Origin of the sequence: Citrobacter sp. Cu233, assembly GCF_030332225.1 — a bacterium.
In the GTDB taxonomy this organism is placed as follows: Bacteria; Pseudomonadota; Gammaproteobacteria; order Enterobacterales; family Enterobacteriaceae; genus Citrobacter.
In genome coordinates, this window is sequence record NZ_JAOWIF010000044.1 from 141653 (window position 1) to 157718 (window position 16066).

General features: G+C 48.7%; 14 protein-coding genes and 1 riboswitch. Of the genes, 12 read left to right on the forward strand and 2 right to left on the reverse strand.

The features are described 5' to 3' along the window. Positions 1-44 precede the first annotated feature (44 nt). From OGX95_RS22840 to oxyR, 8 genes are all read left to right on the forward strand, one after another. Positions 45-857: a DeoR/GlpR family DNA-binding transcription regulator gene (locus OGX95_RS22840; protein WP_286631079.1), complete on the forward strand. Its 813-nt coding sequence runs from the start codon at positions 45-47 to the stop codon at positions 855-857. Positions 858-1002: 145 nt separating this feature from the next. Beyond that, positions 1003-2007, forward strand: coding sequence for a substrate-binding domain-containing protein (locus OGX95_RS22845; RefSeq protein WP_286631080.1), 1005 nt, complete (start codon positions 1003-1005; stop codon positions 2005-2007). A 61-nt stretch (positions 2008-2068) separates the two neighbouring features. Next, the gene (locus OGX95_RS22850; RefSeq protein ID WP_502872792.1) at positions 2069-3586 is read left to right on the forward strand and encodes a sugar ABC transporter ATP-binding protein; all 1518 of its coding nucleotides are present in this window, start codon (positions 2069-2071) and stop codon (positions 3584-3586) included. Then, on the forward strand, positions 3579-4571 hold the full coding sequence (locus OGX95_RS22855) for an ABC transporter permease (protein WP_286631081.1): 993 nt from the start codon (positions 3579-3581) through the stop codon (positions 4569-4571). The genes OGX95_RS22850 and OGX95_RS22855 overlap by 8 nt, the downstream gene beginning before the upstream one ends. Positions 4572-4584: 13 nt before the next feature. After that, entirely contained in the window at positions 4585-5631 is a 1047-nt protein-coding gene (locus OGX95_RS22860) for an ABC transporter permease (protein WP_286631082.1), read from the forward strand. Continuing rightward, on the forward strand, positions 5631-6512 hold the full coding sequence (locus OGX95_RS22865; RefSeq protein ID WP_286631083.1) for an L-ribulose-5-phosphate 3-epimerase: 882 nt from the start codon (positions 5631-5633) through the stop codon (positions 6510-6512). Before OGX95_RS22860 ends, OGX95_RS22865 begins: the two co-directional genes overlap by 1 nt. A 10-nt stretch (positions 6513-6522) precedes the next feature. Continuing rightward, positions 6523-8004 (forward strand): FGGY-family carbohydrate kinase, encoded by a 1482-nt coding sequence (locus tag OGX95_RS22870; RefSeq protein WP_286631084.1) that lies wholly within the window; start codon positions 6523-6525, stop codon positions 8002-8004. Positions 8005-8259: 255 nt separating this feature from the next. After that, positions 8260-9177: a DNA-binding transcriptional regulator OxyR gene (gene oxyR, locus OGX95_RS22875; protein WP_198907356.1), complete on the forward strand. Its 918-nt coding sequence runs from the start codon at positions 8260-8262 to the stop codon at positions 9175-9177. On the opposite strand, the gene sthA is transcribed toward oxyR, so the two are convergent. Further along, on the reverse strand, positions 9160-10560 hold the full coding sequence (gene sthA, locus OGX95_RS22880) for a Si-specific NAD(P)(+) transhydrogenase (RefSeq protein ID WP_286631085.1): 1401 nt from the start codon (positions 10558-10560) through the stop codon (positions 9160-9162). The genes oxyR and sthA overlap by 18 nt on opposite strands. 191 nt (positions 10561-10751) lie before the next feature. Between sthA and fabR the strand changes: the two genes are divergently transcribed. Together fabR and OGX95_RS22890 are read left to right on the forward strand one after the other, a co-directional pair. Beyond that, positions 10752-11387, forward strand: coding sequence for an HTH-type transcriptional repressor FabR (fabR, locus tag OGX95_RS22885; protein WP_003028862.1), 636 nt, complete (start codon positions 10752-10754; stop codon positions 11385-11387). A 15-nt stretch (positions 11388-11402) separates the two neighbouring features. After that, positions 11403-11762 carry a YijD family membrane protein gene (locus tag OGX95_RS22890; RefSeq protein ID WP_003825114.1) on the forward strand — a complete coding sequence of 120 codons (360 nt, stop codon included), beginning with the start codon at positions 11403-11405 and terminating at the stop codon, positions 11760-11762. Positions 11763-11841: 79 nt separating this feature from the next. Here the strand turns inward: OGX95_RS22890 and trmA are convergent, their stop codons facing one another. Next, positions 11842-12942 carry a tRNA (uridine(54)-C5)-methyltransferase TrmA gene (trmA, locus tag OGX95_RS22895; RefSeq protein ID WP_286631086.1) on the reverse strand — a complete coding sequence of 367 codons (1101 nt, stop codon included), beginning with the start codon at positions 12940-12942 and terminating at the stop codon, positions 11842-11844. A 115-nt stretch (positions 12943-13057) separates the two neighbouring features. Beyond that, positions 13058-13254: riboswitch (cobalamin riboswitch) on the forward strand. 64 nt (positions 13255-13318) lie between these two features. Between trmA and btuB the strand changes: the two genes are divergently transcribed. Next, positions 13319-15157 carry a TonB-dependent vitamin B12 receptor BtuB gene (btuB, locus tag OGX95_RS22900; protein WP_286631087.1) on the forward strand — a complete coding sequence of 613 codons (1839 nt, stop codon included), beginning with the start codon at positions 13319-13321 and terminating at the stop codon, positions 15155-15157. Beyond that, on the forward strand, positions 15102-15953 hold the full coding sequence (gene murI / locus OGX95_RS22905) for a glutamate racemase (RefSeq protein WP_286631088.1): 852 nt from the start codon (positions 15102-15104) through the stop codon (positions 15951-15953). Before btuB ends, murI begins: the two co-directional genes overlap by 56 nt. Positions 15954-16066: the final 113 nt, after the last annotated feature.

Consider the following 16066-nt stretch of genomic DNA (forward strand, 5'->3'; position numbering starts at 1 on the left):
TAATTATGTAGACACAGTGAATTTTGTCTTGGTGGGCTGAAATTATGTTGCAGGCAGAACGTTATAAAATAATCTGCGCACACGTTCAACAAATGGGTGCTGTGCGTGTAACGGAACTGTCGAAATTATGCCAGGTATCCCAGGAAACTATTCGAAGAGATTTGACAAAACTTGAGCAAAAAAAGAAACTCACCCGCAGCTTTGGCGGCGCAGTATCTTTGGATGCTCCTGATTTAATATCTACGGCTATAACAGAAGATAAAACCTGGCAAATAAATAGCGTGGATCGCGCAGAGTCATTTCGCAAGCGTACTGAAGCACATCCCGATGTTAAAGCCAAAATAACCAAGGCGGCGTTGCAGTTTATTCGCTCTGGCGATTGTATTTTGATGGATAACAGTAGTACCTGTTGGTTTCTTGCCCGGCAGATTCCGGATATTGATATTACGGTTGTGACGAATTCGCTACGGATTATCCAGGCATTAGCGTGCCGGGATAAAGTTCGCATTATTGGTATCGGCGGAGAGTATTCAGAGCGTCATGATGACTTTCATGGACCAGTAGCAGAGAGTGCGATCAGGAATTTTCAGATTAATAGCTTTTTCTTTTCATGTCAGGGACTGAATCTGGAAAATGGAGTTAGAGATGGCAGCGAAATAAATGCCAGATTAAAACAGGTAATGCTTCAGGTCTCTGCTCAAAAAATATTAATGGTAGACTCCAGTAAGTTTGAGCAGTATGCCTTCAGTAAAATTTGTATGTTAGATGAAATTGACGTCATGGTTACTAATAATTGTATTGACGATCGTTATCGTAGCCTTTACCCACAGTTAAATGTAGTAGAAGTCGATAAGTAATAGATGTTAGTCGTTAACTAAATAATTAAGGCAGTGCACGATTATTTAGCCAATACCAGAGGAAAGTTGAAATAAATAAAAAGTCAGGCTGATATTTTTATCGGGATTTCCTGACATATGAAGAATATTTCTTAAGGAATTTACGATGAAAAAATTAATCTTACCCTGTCTGATTACTGCAGCTTTGTCATCATCTCTTGCATGGGCAGAACAACCTGCAGCAGCGCAAAAAGCGAATAAACCTTTTACGATGGGCGTCGTGGTAAAAGTTGGTGGTATTCCATGGTTTAACGTGATGGAACAAGGCATTAAGGAAGAAGGTAAAGCATTAGGTGTAAATGCCTGGCAAGTAGGACCGACAACTGCGGATCCCGCCGAGCAAGTGCGCGCTATTGAAGATTTAATCGCCAAGAAAGTTGATGTGATTGGCGTTGTCCCAAATGATGCGAAAGTTCTGGAACCTGTGTTAAAGCGTGCCCAGGAGGCTGGTATTAAAGTCATTACTCATGAGTCACCAAACCAGGCCAATGCTGACTGGGACTTTGAGTTGCTTAACACCCAAACGATGGGCGCAAATCACATGAAAGACATGGCGAAATGCATGGGTGAAGAAGGGAAGTACGCCATGTTTGTAGGCAGTCTGACGGTTCCATTGGTGAATGACTGGGCTGATGCCGCCATTGCTTATCAAAAAGAACATTATCCTAAAATGACGCTCGTTGAGGATCGCTTTGGTGTAGCGGAGTCTGTAGATGACTCTATGCGTACAGCCAACGATCTGATGTCTAAATACAAAGATCTGAAAGGCATCATGTCTTTTGGTTCGCAGGGACCAATCGGTGCAGGTCGTGCTATTGATAAACGTAAGAAAAATGATGCAATTTGCGTATTTGGTACGTTCACCCCAGGCCAGGGCATTAAGTTGCTGGAAAAAGGTGCTATTGATGGCGGCTACATTTCTAACCCGATGACTGCAGGTAAAGTGTTTGTTCAGGTCGCCACGGCGATGATGAACGGTGAGCCAATTAAGGATGGTGTAAAAATCGGTGATATGGGAGAAATTAAAGTTCAGAACAACACCATTCTCAGCGATAACCCTGAAAAACTCGATCTTGAAAATACGCAACGTTTAGTGAAGTTAGGTTTGTAATTTTAGTTTGCATCACCGGGCCTAAACTGGCCCGGAAATCCTTTGGTCGTTTAGGAACAGTATGATGCCTCATATTACAGAGCAAAATACAGGTGAACCGTTAGTGACGTTAAAATCGTTAACTAAAAGCTTCGGCGGTCATCGGGCATTAAAAAATATTGATCTCACTCTAAATAAGGGTGAAGTCCACTGTCTTGCTGGTGCAAATGGTTGTGGTAAAAGTACATTAATAAAAACGCTGAGTGGTGTATATATCCCGGATACGGGTAGCGAAATTATTATTGATAATAGATCCTGGTCCAGACTTTCACCAGATAGAGCTCGCGAGTTAGGTATCCAGGTTATTTATCAGGATCTCTCATTATTTCCTAATTTGACGGTGGCAGAAAACATAGCCTTTGAATATAACCTTAAGGGGTATTTCAGGTGGCACAAAAAAGCCCATCTGAAAGCGGTATCAGAGAAGATTATACAGGAATTAAATTTTAACCTCGATGTTGACGCATTGGTTCAGCATTTGCCTATTGCGCAGCGCCAGCAGGTTGCCATTTGTCGTGCTCTGGTCGCAGAAGCCCGACTGGTGATAATGGACGAACCAACGGCTTCGCTTACTCGTACCGAAGTTAACCAACTACTACGTACGGTAAATTATCTCCGTCATAAAAATATCACTGTCGTTTTTGTTAGTCACCGCCTGGATGAGGTCAAAGAGATTTCTGACCGTATCACGGTTATTCGCGATGGTGAAATTATAGGTACCTGGGCGGCTGAACAGTTGTCTCCGGGACGTATTACAGAACTGATGACCGGCAGGACCATTGTTCACCAGAAAAAATTACCGAATAGTGTTGAAGGTAAAGTTGTCCTTGAGCTGAAAAATTTGAGCAGGAAAGGACAATTTGAAGATATTTCCCTGAAACTTCATCAGGGTGAGGTTCTGGGATTGTGCGGTTTGTTAGGTTCGGGACGAACAGAGCTGGCGTTGAGCCTATTTGGTATTACTCATCCAGATAGCGGAGATATTTATCTGGAAGGTAAAAAAGTTGTGATTAAAGATAATACCCAAGCAGCGAAATTAGGTATTGCCTATGTCTCTGAAGATCGTCTTACATTGGGAGCGGTTTTATCCCAGTCAGTCAGTGACAATATGGTACTTTCGATCCTTAACCGGTTAAAAACACCATGGCAATTTATTGATGAAAAACGCCAGGACGCCTTGGTTAAAGAATGGATTGAGGATCTGGATATTAAAGTCACCAATCCTGATAACCCACTTTCAACACTTTCTGGTGGTAATCAACAAAAAGTGGTGCTGGCGAAATGGATTTTAACGCGTCCAAAAGTACTTATTCTTGATGCCCCTACAGTTGGTGTTGATATAGGGGCGAAAGACAGTATTTACCAGCTTATTCACCGGCTTTCCGGTGTAGGTATTTCAGTCTTGCTGATTACTGATGAAGCGCCAGAAGCGTATTACAACTGCGATCGTATTTTTCATATGCGGCGTGGGAAGATTATTAACGAACTGCAGCCTTCTCTCTATACCGAACAACAGCTAGCGGAGGTGATTAATGGCTAGTTTATTGCACCTGCGGTTTCCACGTTCAGTCGAAGGATGGTTGGGATGGGTTATCGCCCTGATGCTGGTACTGTTTTCTCTTATGAATGATCAATTTCTGTCAATTCAAAACCTGCTGGATCTGACAGAAAGCTATGCCGTTACAGGGATCTTTGCCCTCGGGCTATTTGTTGTGCTGGTGACAGGAGGGATTGATATTTCATTCGCTGCTGTAGCCTCAGTTGTTCAGTATGTGGTGGCGTCATTACTGCTTAATGAAACAATAGCCAATCCACTGCTATGTCTCGGGATTGCTATTGCTCTGGGGGTTTTGTTTGGCCTGATCAATGCGATCCTCATTTATTACCTCAACGTAGTTTCCATCATTATCACCATCAGTATGCAGTCGTTGTTATTCGGCATGTTGATGTGGCTGACGAATGGTCACAGCATCTATGACTTACCTGACTGGTGGATAACGCAACGTTCCCTTTTTAGCTTCGAATTTGAAGGGGAGGTTTATCAGGTTGGATTGCCTCTGGTAGTGATGCTGGGCATGGCCTGTTTTACATGGATTGTCATGACGAAAACCCATATTGGACGTCAGCTTTATGCTGTGGGTGGCAGTACAGAGTCGGCGCGGCGTATTGGTATCCGGGTTTCACTTATTTATCTGTTCGCCTACGGCTATCTTGGCGCGGCGGCGGCGATCGGCGGAATGCTGCAGGCTTACCGCATGAGCGAGGTTGTTCCCAATGCGTTGGTTGGCGGTGAATTGGATGTTCTGGCTGCTGCTGTACTGGGAGGGGCTAGCTTATCCGGGGGGCGTGGTTCGGTGATCGGTACGCTTATGGGGGTCTTCCTTATCGGCATACTCAAAAATGGTCTCAACTTGATTGGCGTGTCCAGCTACTTCGTCAATATCGTCATCGGTGTGGTGATTGTTTCGGCTATCTGCGTCACCCATTACAAAAAGCGTAAAGAAACGGACGTTGGATTTGTCTGACAGGGGGCGTGAAATGAAAAAAAAGGCATTTTTACCAATTGATGGCACCAGCTCCGGCTTACTGGCGATATGTTTCTTTGCAGTAGTGGCTTTTAGCCTGGCGATGCCCGGACGTTTTTTTACCGATAATACTTTTCTGAGTATTGCCTTCCAGCTACCCGAGTTGGGATTGCTCACTTTTGCGATGTTTGTGCCAATGCTGAGCGGTGGGCTGAATCTGGCGATTATTGGTACCGCTAATTTAACCAGCCTGTTTATGGCCTGGCTGTTGATCCAGTTCGTACCTGCTGATGCTTCAACCAGTATGCAGTTAGGGTGGTTATTTTTGGCGATAGTGGGAGCGATGATGATCGCTGTCGCGATTGGCGCTGTGACAGGAATGATCATCTCTCGTGTTGGCGCACATCCAATTTTGGTAACACTGGGCAGTATGACGATTATCAGTGGTATTGGTATTTACCTCACTAAAGGCGCTGCCTTAAGTGGTATGCCACCGATAGTCCGTAGCATTGGGTCAGAGGTCATTTATGGGATGCCGGTTCCGATGGTGATTTTTATCATTACGACTCTCGCGCTGGCACTATTTCTTGGAAAAACGCGCACTGGAAAAGTCATCTATATGTGCGGAAGCAATATTAATGCAACCTGGTTTAGCGGCATTCGCACCGAGCGCGTGCTGATTGCTATTTATGCTATCTCCAGTCTGTTATGTGTCCTGGCGGGGCTGATTATGCTTGCCCGCTTCAATTCCGCTCGTATGGGGTATGGCGATTCTTATCTTCTGCTCACAGTACTGGCCATTGTTTTGGGCGGTACCGATCCGTTCGGTGGGGTAGGCAAAGTTGCTCATGTATTTTGCGCACTATTGGTGCTCCAGGTTATCGCTACCGGACTTAGCCTGCTAGGTCTTAGCCTGCATTTTAATCTGGCTGTATGGGGGATTACATTGATTGCCGCACTGGCATTTAAGTTCTTCAAACAACAATGGCAGGCACGGCGCGCCATGAATAACAGTCGGAAAGCGTTTCAACAACAATTGGCAACTCGTGAGGGAAGATAATGCGTAGCCACCCGTTAGGTATTTATGAAAAGGCCCTCCCCAGGAACACCAGTTGGGTCGAGAAGCTTGCACTGGCTAAATCATGCGGCTTTGATTTTGTTGAAATGTCGGTGGATGAGAGTGAGGACCGGCTGGCTCGCCTGGACTGGTCCCTTGCGGATCGTATGGAAATTATCAGCGCCATTCAGAAGACAGGGGTACGTATTCCAACCTTGTGCCTCTCTGCCCATCGACGCTTTCCGTTTGGCAGTCGCGATAGTGATACCCGACAGCAAGCGCGAATTATTATGCAAAAAGCGCTACGACTGGCGCAGGATCTGGGGATTAGAACCATCCAGCTTGCCGGTTATGACGTTTATTATGAGCCGCAAAATGATGAAACTATTGCCTGGTTTGAAGATGCGATGGCTTGGGCGGCTGAACAAGCTGCGGCCGCACAGGTTATGTGCGCTGTGGAAATTATGGATACACCTTTTATTAACTCCATCAGTAAATGGAAATTGCTGGATGCCAAAATTAACTCTCCATGGTTTGCCGTTTATCCTGATGTCGGCAATCTAACTGCATGGGGCAACGAGTTGGAGAGTGAGCTGGCAAAAGGTATTGATCGGATTGCCGCAATCCATCTTAAAGACACATTTCCAGTAACATCGGATTCCCCAGGGCAGTTCCGCGATGTTCCATTTGGTGAAGGTTGCGTGGATTTTATCAAATTATTCAAAATATTACGCCAACTTAACTATCGGGGAACCTTCTTGATAGAAATGTGGACGGAAAAATCTGCAGAGCCATTACTGGAAATTATTCACGCACGCCAGTGGATAGAGAGCAAGATGCAGGCGGCTGGATGGTATGACGAGCGGCCGCTTATCGCCGGATAAGGAGAATACGATGGACCATTACTATATGGGCATTGATTTGGGCGGCACTGTTACCAAAGTGGGGCTCTACACTGCCGAGGGTAAGGAAATTACTGTGGCCGCCCAGACCTTACCATTATTGAGTCCGCAGGCGGGGTTTTGTGAACGTGATATGACTGACCTCTGGATGACAACCTGTGAAGTTATCCGGCGAGCGTTGACAGAGAGCCATCTTTCAGCGGAACAGATTCGCGGGATTGGTTTTTCCTCACACGGTAAGGGGCTTTATCTGGTCGATAAGTCAGGGCATCCGGTACGCAATGGTATTGTGTCCTCTGATTCTCGGGCTCAGCCCCTGGTGACTGCCTGGAAGGCGCAGGATATCGATCGTTTGGCTTATCCACGCAGTTTCCAACAACTATGGTCTTCTCATCCGGTCGCGTTATTGGGGTGGCTGAAGCAGCATGAGCCAGAGAATTACGCACGTACGGGCTATGTTTTGATGGCTCACGATTACATACGTTACTGCCTTACGGCTGAATTTACCTGTGAAGAGACCAATATTTCGGGTAGCCAGTTATTCAATCTGCAACGTAATGAGTTCGATCCTGAATTGTTCTCGCTATTTGGCATTGAAGAGATGATGGGGTGTATGCCTAAGGTGATCGGCTCCGCCGATCTGGCAGGAGTCGTTACGACAGACGCTGCCGCATTGTGTGGATTAAAACCGGGAACGCCGGTCTTTGGCGGCGTCTTTGATGTTGTTGGCGCAGCAATGACCTCCGGAGTGTATGACAATACGCAACTCAGCGCTGTTGCTGGAACATGGTCTATTGCCACCCGTGTTTTTGATAACATCATTCCGGCAGAATATCCGTATGTGTGGGGGAAATTCAGTATCCCTGGGCAATACTTTGCCCATGAAGGAAGCCCTACTTCTGCCAGTAATTTGACCTGGTTTATTGATCGTTTTTTCCCCGATTTACTGGACGATCATGACACGCTCAACCAATGGGCGGCTCGTGGCTACGAGAAACAGGACTGCATTCTATTTTTCCCCTGGTTGTACGGTTCAAACTACTGCGATTCATTGCGTGGTGGATTTCTCGGGTTAGGAGGCCATCACGATGTTGCGGATATGGTTTACGCAATCTATCAGGGTGTTGTTTTTTCGCATTTATTGCATCAGGACAAATTGTTGCAGCTCTGTGACGGCACGGAATCAATTCGTTTTACCGGGGGTCCAACGCATTCGCGTATTTGGATGCAAATGTTTTGCGATGCCAGTAATTTGCCGATTGAGATTGTTGATATTGAACAGTCCGGTTGCCGGGCGGCTGCAATGTGTGCTGCCGTGGGAACCGGTGATTATTCAGGTTTTGAACAGGCGATTAAAGCGGCCCTGCCGCCAGTGATTCGCCTGGAGCCGGATGCGGCGAAACACAGTATATTGCGGAGCCGATTCGAACAGTTCAAACGTGTCGCTGATGCACTGAGCACGGTAGCAACGTAACAACAGCACATAGTTGTATCCATCCAGCCTGGCATAAGCCGGGCTTTTTTATGCAAAAAAAATGCGGACCAGAGGTCCGCAAAAGTTCACGTTGGCTTTAGTTATTTCGAGTATGAGAACGGACAGGCGCTTCAAGGGTTAAAGGGTACCGTTCCGTTTCTGTGTTGCATTATTAAACAGAAAGCTTGATAGGGATAATCGTTCGTTGCTATGCTACCTATCGCCATGAACTATCGTGGCGATGGAGGATGAATAATGAATATTCGTGATCTTGAATACCTGGTGGCGCTAGCCGAGCATCGTCACTTCCGGCGAGCGGCAGACTCCTGCCACGTCAGCCAGCCAACGCTTAGCGGGCAAATCCGCAAACTGGAAGATGAGCTTGGCGTTATGCTGCTGGAGCGTACGAGTCGTAAAGTGCTGTTCACTCAGGCAGGTTTACTGCTGGTGGATCAGGCGCGTACCGTGCTGCGCGAGGTCAAAGTGCTCAAGGAAATGGCAAGCCAACAAGGCGAGACAATGTCTGGCCCGCTGCACATTGGTTTGATCCCGACAGTGGGGCCATACCTGTTGCCGCATATTATCCCTATGTTGCACCAGACCTTCCCGAAACTGGAAATGTACCTGCATGAAGCGCAGACGCATCAGCTGCTGGCGCAACTGGATAGCGGTAAGCTCGACTGCGTAATCCTGGCGTTGGTCAAGGAAAGTGAGGCGTTCATTGAAGTGCCGCTATTTGATGAGCCTATGATGCTGGCGATCTATGAAGATCACCCATGGGCAAACCGCGACTGTGTGCCGATGTCAGATTTAGCAGGTGAAAAACTGCTGATGCTGGAAGATGGGCACTGTCTGCGCGATCAGGCGATGGGCTTCTGCTTTGAAGCAGGTGCTGATGAAGACACCCATTTCCGGGCAACCAGTCTGGAAACGTTGCGCAATATGGTTGCGGCAGGTAGTGGCATTACCTTACTGCCTGCACTAGCCGTTCCGCCAGAGCGTAAGCGTGATGGTGTGGTCTATCTGCCGTGCATTAAGCCGGAACCGCGCCGTACTATTGGTCTCGTCTATCGTCCAGGATCGCCGCTGCGCAGCCGTTATGAACAGCTGGCAGAGGCCATCCGTGGGGCAATGGATGGCCATTTCGACAACGCGTTAAAACAGGCGGTTTAAGCCGTTTAGCGCGGCTACCCGATAGGCTTCTGCCATGGTTGGGTAGTTAAAGGTGGTGTTAACGAAGTACTCGATGGTGTTACCACCACCTTTTTGCTCCATGATCGCCTGACCGATATGAATAATTTCGGCCGCGCGTTCCCCAAAGCAGTGGATCCCCAAAATCTCTTTGGTTTCGCGATGGAACAAAATTTTCAGCGTTCCGACACTCATTCCGACGATTTGCGCTCGTGCCAGATGTTTAAACTGGGCGCGGCCGACTTCGTATGGAACTTTCATTGCCGTTAGCTGCTGTTCGGTTTTACCGACGGAGCTGATTTCAGGAATGGTATAAATCCCGGTGGGAATATCTTCGATCAGATGTGCGGTTGCTTCGCCTTTGACCAGTGCCTGAGCGGCGATACGTCCCTGATCGTAAGCTGCAGATGCCAGGCTTGGGTAACCGATCACATCGCCAACGGCATACACATGCGGCAGTGCGGTCTGATACATGCTATTTACTTTTATCTGCCCGCGACTGTCCGTTTTCAGACCAATATTATCTAGTGCCAGCGAATCGGTATTACCGGTGCGACCATTGGCGTACAGCAGACAGTCTGCTTTCAGCTTTTTACCGGATTTCAGGTGCATGATGACACCGTCATCACAGCCTTCAATCCGCTCATACTCTTCGTTATGGCGAATGACCACGCCGCTGTTCCAGAAGTGGTATGAGAGCGAATCGGACATCTCTTGATCGAGGAATGCCAGCAGACGATCGCGGGTGTTGATTAAATCAACTTTTACGTCCATTCCTCTGAAGATCGACGCATACTCGCAGCCAATCACGCCTGCGCCATAAATCAGAACATGGCGAGGTTCATGATGCAGGCTGAGGATAGAATCACTGTCGTAAACGCGTGGGTGCGAAAAATCGACGTCAGTTGGGTGATAAGGGCGTGAGCCACAGGCAATCACAAACTTATCTGCGGTGAGTGTTTCCACTGTACCGTCGTGGCATTCCAGAGCAATGGTGTGTTCGTCAACGAAACGGGCATTTCCCTGCAGAATTTCACAGTGGTTACGCTCGTAAAAACCTTGCCGCATACGCGTTTGCTGATTAATGACGTTATCAGCATGGTTGAGAATATCGGCGAAAGAAGAACGAAGAAGTCGGGAATGGTCGCTGTAAAGTGGGTTCTGATTGAATTCGATAATACGGCTGACTGCGTGGCGGAGCGCTTTCGACGGGATTGTGCCCCAATGGGTACAGCCTCCGCCGACGTTATGATAGCGCTCAATAACCGCGACGCGCGCTCCTTGCTTAACCAGACCCATCGCAGCGCCTTCGCCGCCGGGACCGGAACCTATTACTATTGCATCGTAATCGTAGGAATGTGACATGGTCAGGCTTACCTGTTCTTATACATAAAAGCAACAGAATAGTAACATCGTTGTTGAGATAACCCAATTATCGTTGTGCTTTTTTGCGAAGTCGAAGCACAAACTGCGCGTAAACAATCATTCACAAAGCCATGCCAACCGCCTAATCTCTGGTATAGTGCCAGCAAGGTATGTGGAAGGATTCAGACATCGTGATGGGCGTTAGAGCGCAACAAAAAGAGAAAACCCGGCGTTCGCTGGTCGAAGCCGCATTTAGTCAACTCAGCGCTGAGCGTAGTTTTGCCAGCCTAAGTTTACGAGAAGTTGCTCGTGAAGCGGGCATTGCGCCAACCTCGTTTTATCGCCATTTCCGCGATGTGGATGAGCTCGGCCTGACGATGGTGGATGAGAGTGGTCTGATGCTGCGCCAGTTGATGCGTCAGGCACGTCAGCGTATCGCCAAAGGCGGTAGTGTGATCCGTACCTCGGTCTCAACATTTATGGAGTTCATCGGCAACAATCCCAACGCCTTCCGTTTATTATTGCGCGAGCGTTCGGGCACCTCTGCAGCGTTTCGTGCAGCGGTTGCGCGTGAAATTCAGCACTTCATTGCGGAACTTGCGGACTATCTGGAACTCGAAAACCATATGCCTCGCGCGTTTACTGAAGCGCAAGCCGAAGCCATGGTAACGATTGTGTTCAGTGCCGGGGCAGAAGCACTGGATGTTGGCGCTGAACAGCGTCGGCAACTGGAAGAGCGGTTGGTATTGCAACTGCGCATGATCGCAAAAGGCGCATTTTACTGGTACCGCCGTGAACAAGAGAAGATGACGCACCACTCCGAGTAACGAGAAGGACGAGCAATGAAACAGTCAGGTCAAGATAAAGGTACGCTGCTGCTGGCGCTGGTTGCCGGCTTATCGATCAATGGCACATTCGCGGCGCTGTTTAGCTCCATTGTGCCATTCTCTGTATTCCCGATTATTTCGCTGGTGTTGACGGTTTATTGTCTGCATCAACGTTACCAGAATCGCACCATGCCTGTGGGGCTACCGGGCCTGGCTGCAGCCTGTTTTATTCTCGGTGTTCTGCTGTACAGCACCGTTGTACGTGCTGAATATCCGGATATTGGCTCTAACTTCTTCCCGGCGGTACTGTCGGTGATTCTGGTGTTCTGGATCGGCTTTAAAGTGCGTAACCGTAAGCAGGAAATCGCGGAATAAGATTTGTAGACCGGGCAAGCAAAGCGCTCCCGGCACAGCACCGGATGGCAGCGTAACTGCCTATCCGGTCTACAAAAAATTATTTCGCGGTCAGTAATACGCCGCACTCCATATGGTGCGTATACGGGAACTGATCGAACAGCGCCAGACGTGAGACAGTATGCGTCTGGCTTAATGTTTCCAGGTTCTTACACAGCGTCTCCGGGTTGCAGGAGATGTACAGAATCCGCGGATACGCCTGCACCATTTTCTCCGTTTCGCTGTCCAGTCCGCTGCGCGGTGGGTCAACGAAAATGGTTTCACACTGGTAACTCTTCAGATCGATGCCCTGCAAACGGTTGAATTCGCGAACACCGTGCATTGCCTGCGTAAACTCTTCGGCTGCCATACGGATAATTTGTACATTATCAATATGGTTAGCTGCGATGTTGTACTGGGCTGCAGCAACGGACGGCTTGGCGATTTCGGTGGCCAGTACGCGGTTGAAGTTCTGCGCCAGCGCTAATGAAAAGTTGCCATTACCGCAGTACAGCTCCAGCAGATCGCCCTTTGAACCTTTGGTGACATCAATCGCCCATTCCAGCATCTGAATGTTCATCGCAGCATTCGGTTGCGTGAAACTGTTCTCAACCTGGCGGTAGATAATCTCTTTGCCCGCGACAGGTAAACGTTCGTCGATATAATCCTGATCCAACTCGATTTTGGTTTTGGTCGCCCGGCCGATCAGGTGCACATTCAGGTTTTGCGCCCGCAGCGCATCCCGCAGCGCTTCGGCTTCCTGGCGCCACTCATTATCCAGTTTTTTATGGTACAGCATGGATATCACTGCCTGATCGCTCAGGGTGGTGAGGTAATCGATCTGGAACAGTTTGTGACGCAGGACGTGGTTGTTGCGTACACCTTCAATCATTGCCGTCATCAGCGTATTGATAAGCTCGCTGGCCGCCGGAAAGCTGTCGACACGAATACGGTTTTTCGTTTGGCTGTCGAACATGATGTGGTACAGGTCGTCCCCGTCATGCCACAGACGGAACTCGGCACGCATACGGTAATGGCTAACCGGTGAGCGGAACACTTCCGGAGCCTTTGTAAAAAATGGCGTCATTAAGTTCTGCAGACGCACCACTTTTTCAGCTAGCTGTGCGTCGTACTGTTCTGTCGGAAGGTGTTCGGGGGTCATGATGCGTCCTGAAAAATAAAAGTACGCGGGGATTGTAGGGATTGCTCATCAGATGTCCAGTTATTGATGATTTACGATATTGTGATATCCGGTCTGGACAGTAGGTTGTAACAAACTGTAGCATCCGTTTTCCGGTCCTGTGAGTTAAAAGGGAATCCAGTGTGAATCTGGAGCTGACGCGCAGCGGTAAGGAAAGGTGAAATGAGAGCGTAAAGCAGACACTGCCTGTGGGTGGGAAGTCTTCATTTCTTTTTATTCGGTATCCAGAATAACCTTCCAAGCCCGAAGACCTGCCGGCTAACGTCGCATCTGGTTTTCACTATCGCGTACTATCGGTGGACCTGCGGCATCCTTCTTATATTGTGGATGCTTTACAATGATTAAAAAATCGTTGCTGTTGACGGCGCTTTCCGTTGCGGCATCTTCTGGTTGGGCGCAGGATGCTAGCCCAGATACTCTCGTCGTTACTGCCAACCGTTTTCAGCAGCCTCTAAGTGCAGTACTTGCACCCATCACCGTCGTTACACGTCAGGACATCGATCGCTGGCAATCTACCTCGGTAAACGACGTACTGCGTCGTTTGCCTGGTGTTGATATCGCACAAAGTGGCGGCATGGGGCAAAACTCGTCTATTTTTATTCGCGGCACTAACGCCAGCCATGTTCTGGTTTTGATAGATGGTGTGCGTCTTAATTTAGCGGGAGTTAGCGGCTCAGCCGATCTTAGCCAGTTCCCGGTATCGCTGGTGCAACGTATTGAGTATATCCGCGGGCCGCGTTCCGCTATATATGGTTCGGATGCGATTGGCGGCGTGGTGAATATCATTACTACGCGCGAAAAACCAGGGACGGAATTGACCGCTGGCGTGGGAAGCAATGGGTATCAGAATTACGATATCTCAACCCAACAACAGCTTGGTGAAAATACGCGTGTCACGTTGATGGGCGATTATGCCTACACCAAAGGCTTCGATGTCGTGGCCTACGGTAGCACTGGCGCACAGGCTCAACCGGATAAAGACGGTTTCTTAAGCAAGACGCTGTATGGCGCACTGGAGCACAACTTCTCCGAGACATGGAGCGGGTTCGTTCGTGGTTATGGTTATGATAACCACACAGATTATGACTCGTATTATTCTCCTGGCTCGGCGCTACTTGATACCCGACAGCTTTATAGCCAGAGCTGGGACGCTGGGTTACGTTTTAATGGCGAGCTTATTCAGTCACAACTGGTTTCGAGCTACAGCCACAGTAAAGACTACAACTATGATCCGAACTATGGCCGCTATGATTCCTCGGCCACACTGGATGATATGAAGCAATATAATGTTCAGTGGTCAAACAGCATAGTTGTTGGCCACGGTAACATTGGTGCAGGCGTGGACTGGCAAAAGCAAACTACGGAGCCAGGCACTGGGTATGTTACGGACGGTTACGACCAACGTAATACTGGACTCTATTTAACGGGATTGCAGCAGCTTGGTGACTTCACCTTCGAAGGTGCAGCACGTAGTGATGACAACTCCGAGTTTGGTCGTCATGGTACATGGCAAACCAGTGCCGGATGGGAGTTTATCGAAGGCTATCGTTTTATTGCCTCCTATGGCACATCTTACAAAGCGCCAAATCTGGGTCAGTTGCATGGCTATTACGGCAATGCAAACCTTGACCCCGAAGAGAGTAAGCAGTGGGAAGGGGCGTTTGAAGGGTTAACATCAGGTGTTAACTGGCGCGTGTCGGGGTATCGCAACGATATTGATGACATGATCGACTACAACACCCACACTCAGAAGTACTACAACGAAGGCAAAGCGCGTATTAAAGGTATCGAAGCGACTGCAAACTTCGACACCGGGCCGTTGGCGCATACGCTTAGCTACGACTACGTAGATTCGCGTAATGCGATTACCAACGAGCCATTGGCTCGGCGTTCTAAACAGCAGGTGAAATACCAACTCGACTGGCAGGTCTATGATTTTGACTGGGGCCTGACATATCACTATCTGGGGACGCGATACGATACGGACTACGTTACTTATCAACCGGTAAAAATGGGCGGTGTGAGTTTGTGGGATCTGGCAGTGTCATATCCGATCACCTCACAGCTGACAGTTCGTGGTAAAATCGCCAACCTGTTCGATAAAGATTACGAGACAGTTTATGGCTACCCAACTGCAGGACGGGAATACACCTTGTCTGGCAGCTACACCTTCTGATTCACGTCCCACCGTGCTGGTGTTTGATTCCGGCGTCGGTGGGTTGTCGGTCTACAATGAGATCCGGAATCTCCTGCCGGATCTCCACTATATATATGCTTTCGATAACGTCGCCTTTCCTTATGGTGAGAAAAGCGAAGAGTTTATTGTGGAGCGTGTTGTTGAGATTGTTACCGCAGTTCAGCAACGCTACCCCCTCGCACTTGCGGTTATCGCATGCAATACCGCCAGCACGGTGTCACTCCCTGCATTACGTGAAAAGTTCGCTTTTCCGGTTGTGGGTGTGGTGCCCGCGATTAAACCCGCGGCGCGCCTCACGGCGAATGGTATTGTAGGACTGCTGGCGACGCGCGCGACGGTGAAACGCTCGTACACACACGAATTGATAGCACGGTTTGCTAACGAGTGTCAGATAGCGATGTTGGGATCCGCTGAATTGGTGGAACTGGCAGAAGCGAAGCTGCACGGTGAGCCCGTCTCGCTGGAAGAACTGCGCCGTATTCTGCGACCGTGGCTGCGGATGTCGGAACCCCCTGATACGGTGGTCCTTGGATGCACCCATTTCCCTCTATTACAGGAAGAGCTATTACAAGTCCTCCCGGAAGGGACGCGACTGGTGGATTCCGGTGCAGCGATTGCGCGTCGAACGGCCTGGCTATTAGAACACGAAGCGCCAGATGCAAAATCAGCCGATGAGAATGTGGCATTCTGCATGGCCATGACAACAGAGGCTGAACAATTATTGCCAGTGTTGCAGCGCTATGGCTTCAAAACGCTCGAAAAACTGGCGGTTTAGTCTGTTTTGGTGAAAAAGCACGCACTCGGAAAATTATTTTAAATTTCCCCTTGTCAGCCTGAAATAACTCCCTATAATGCGCCTCCACTGACACGGAACAACGGATTACACGC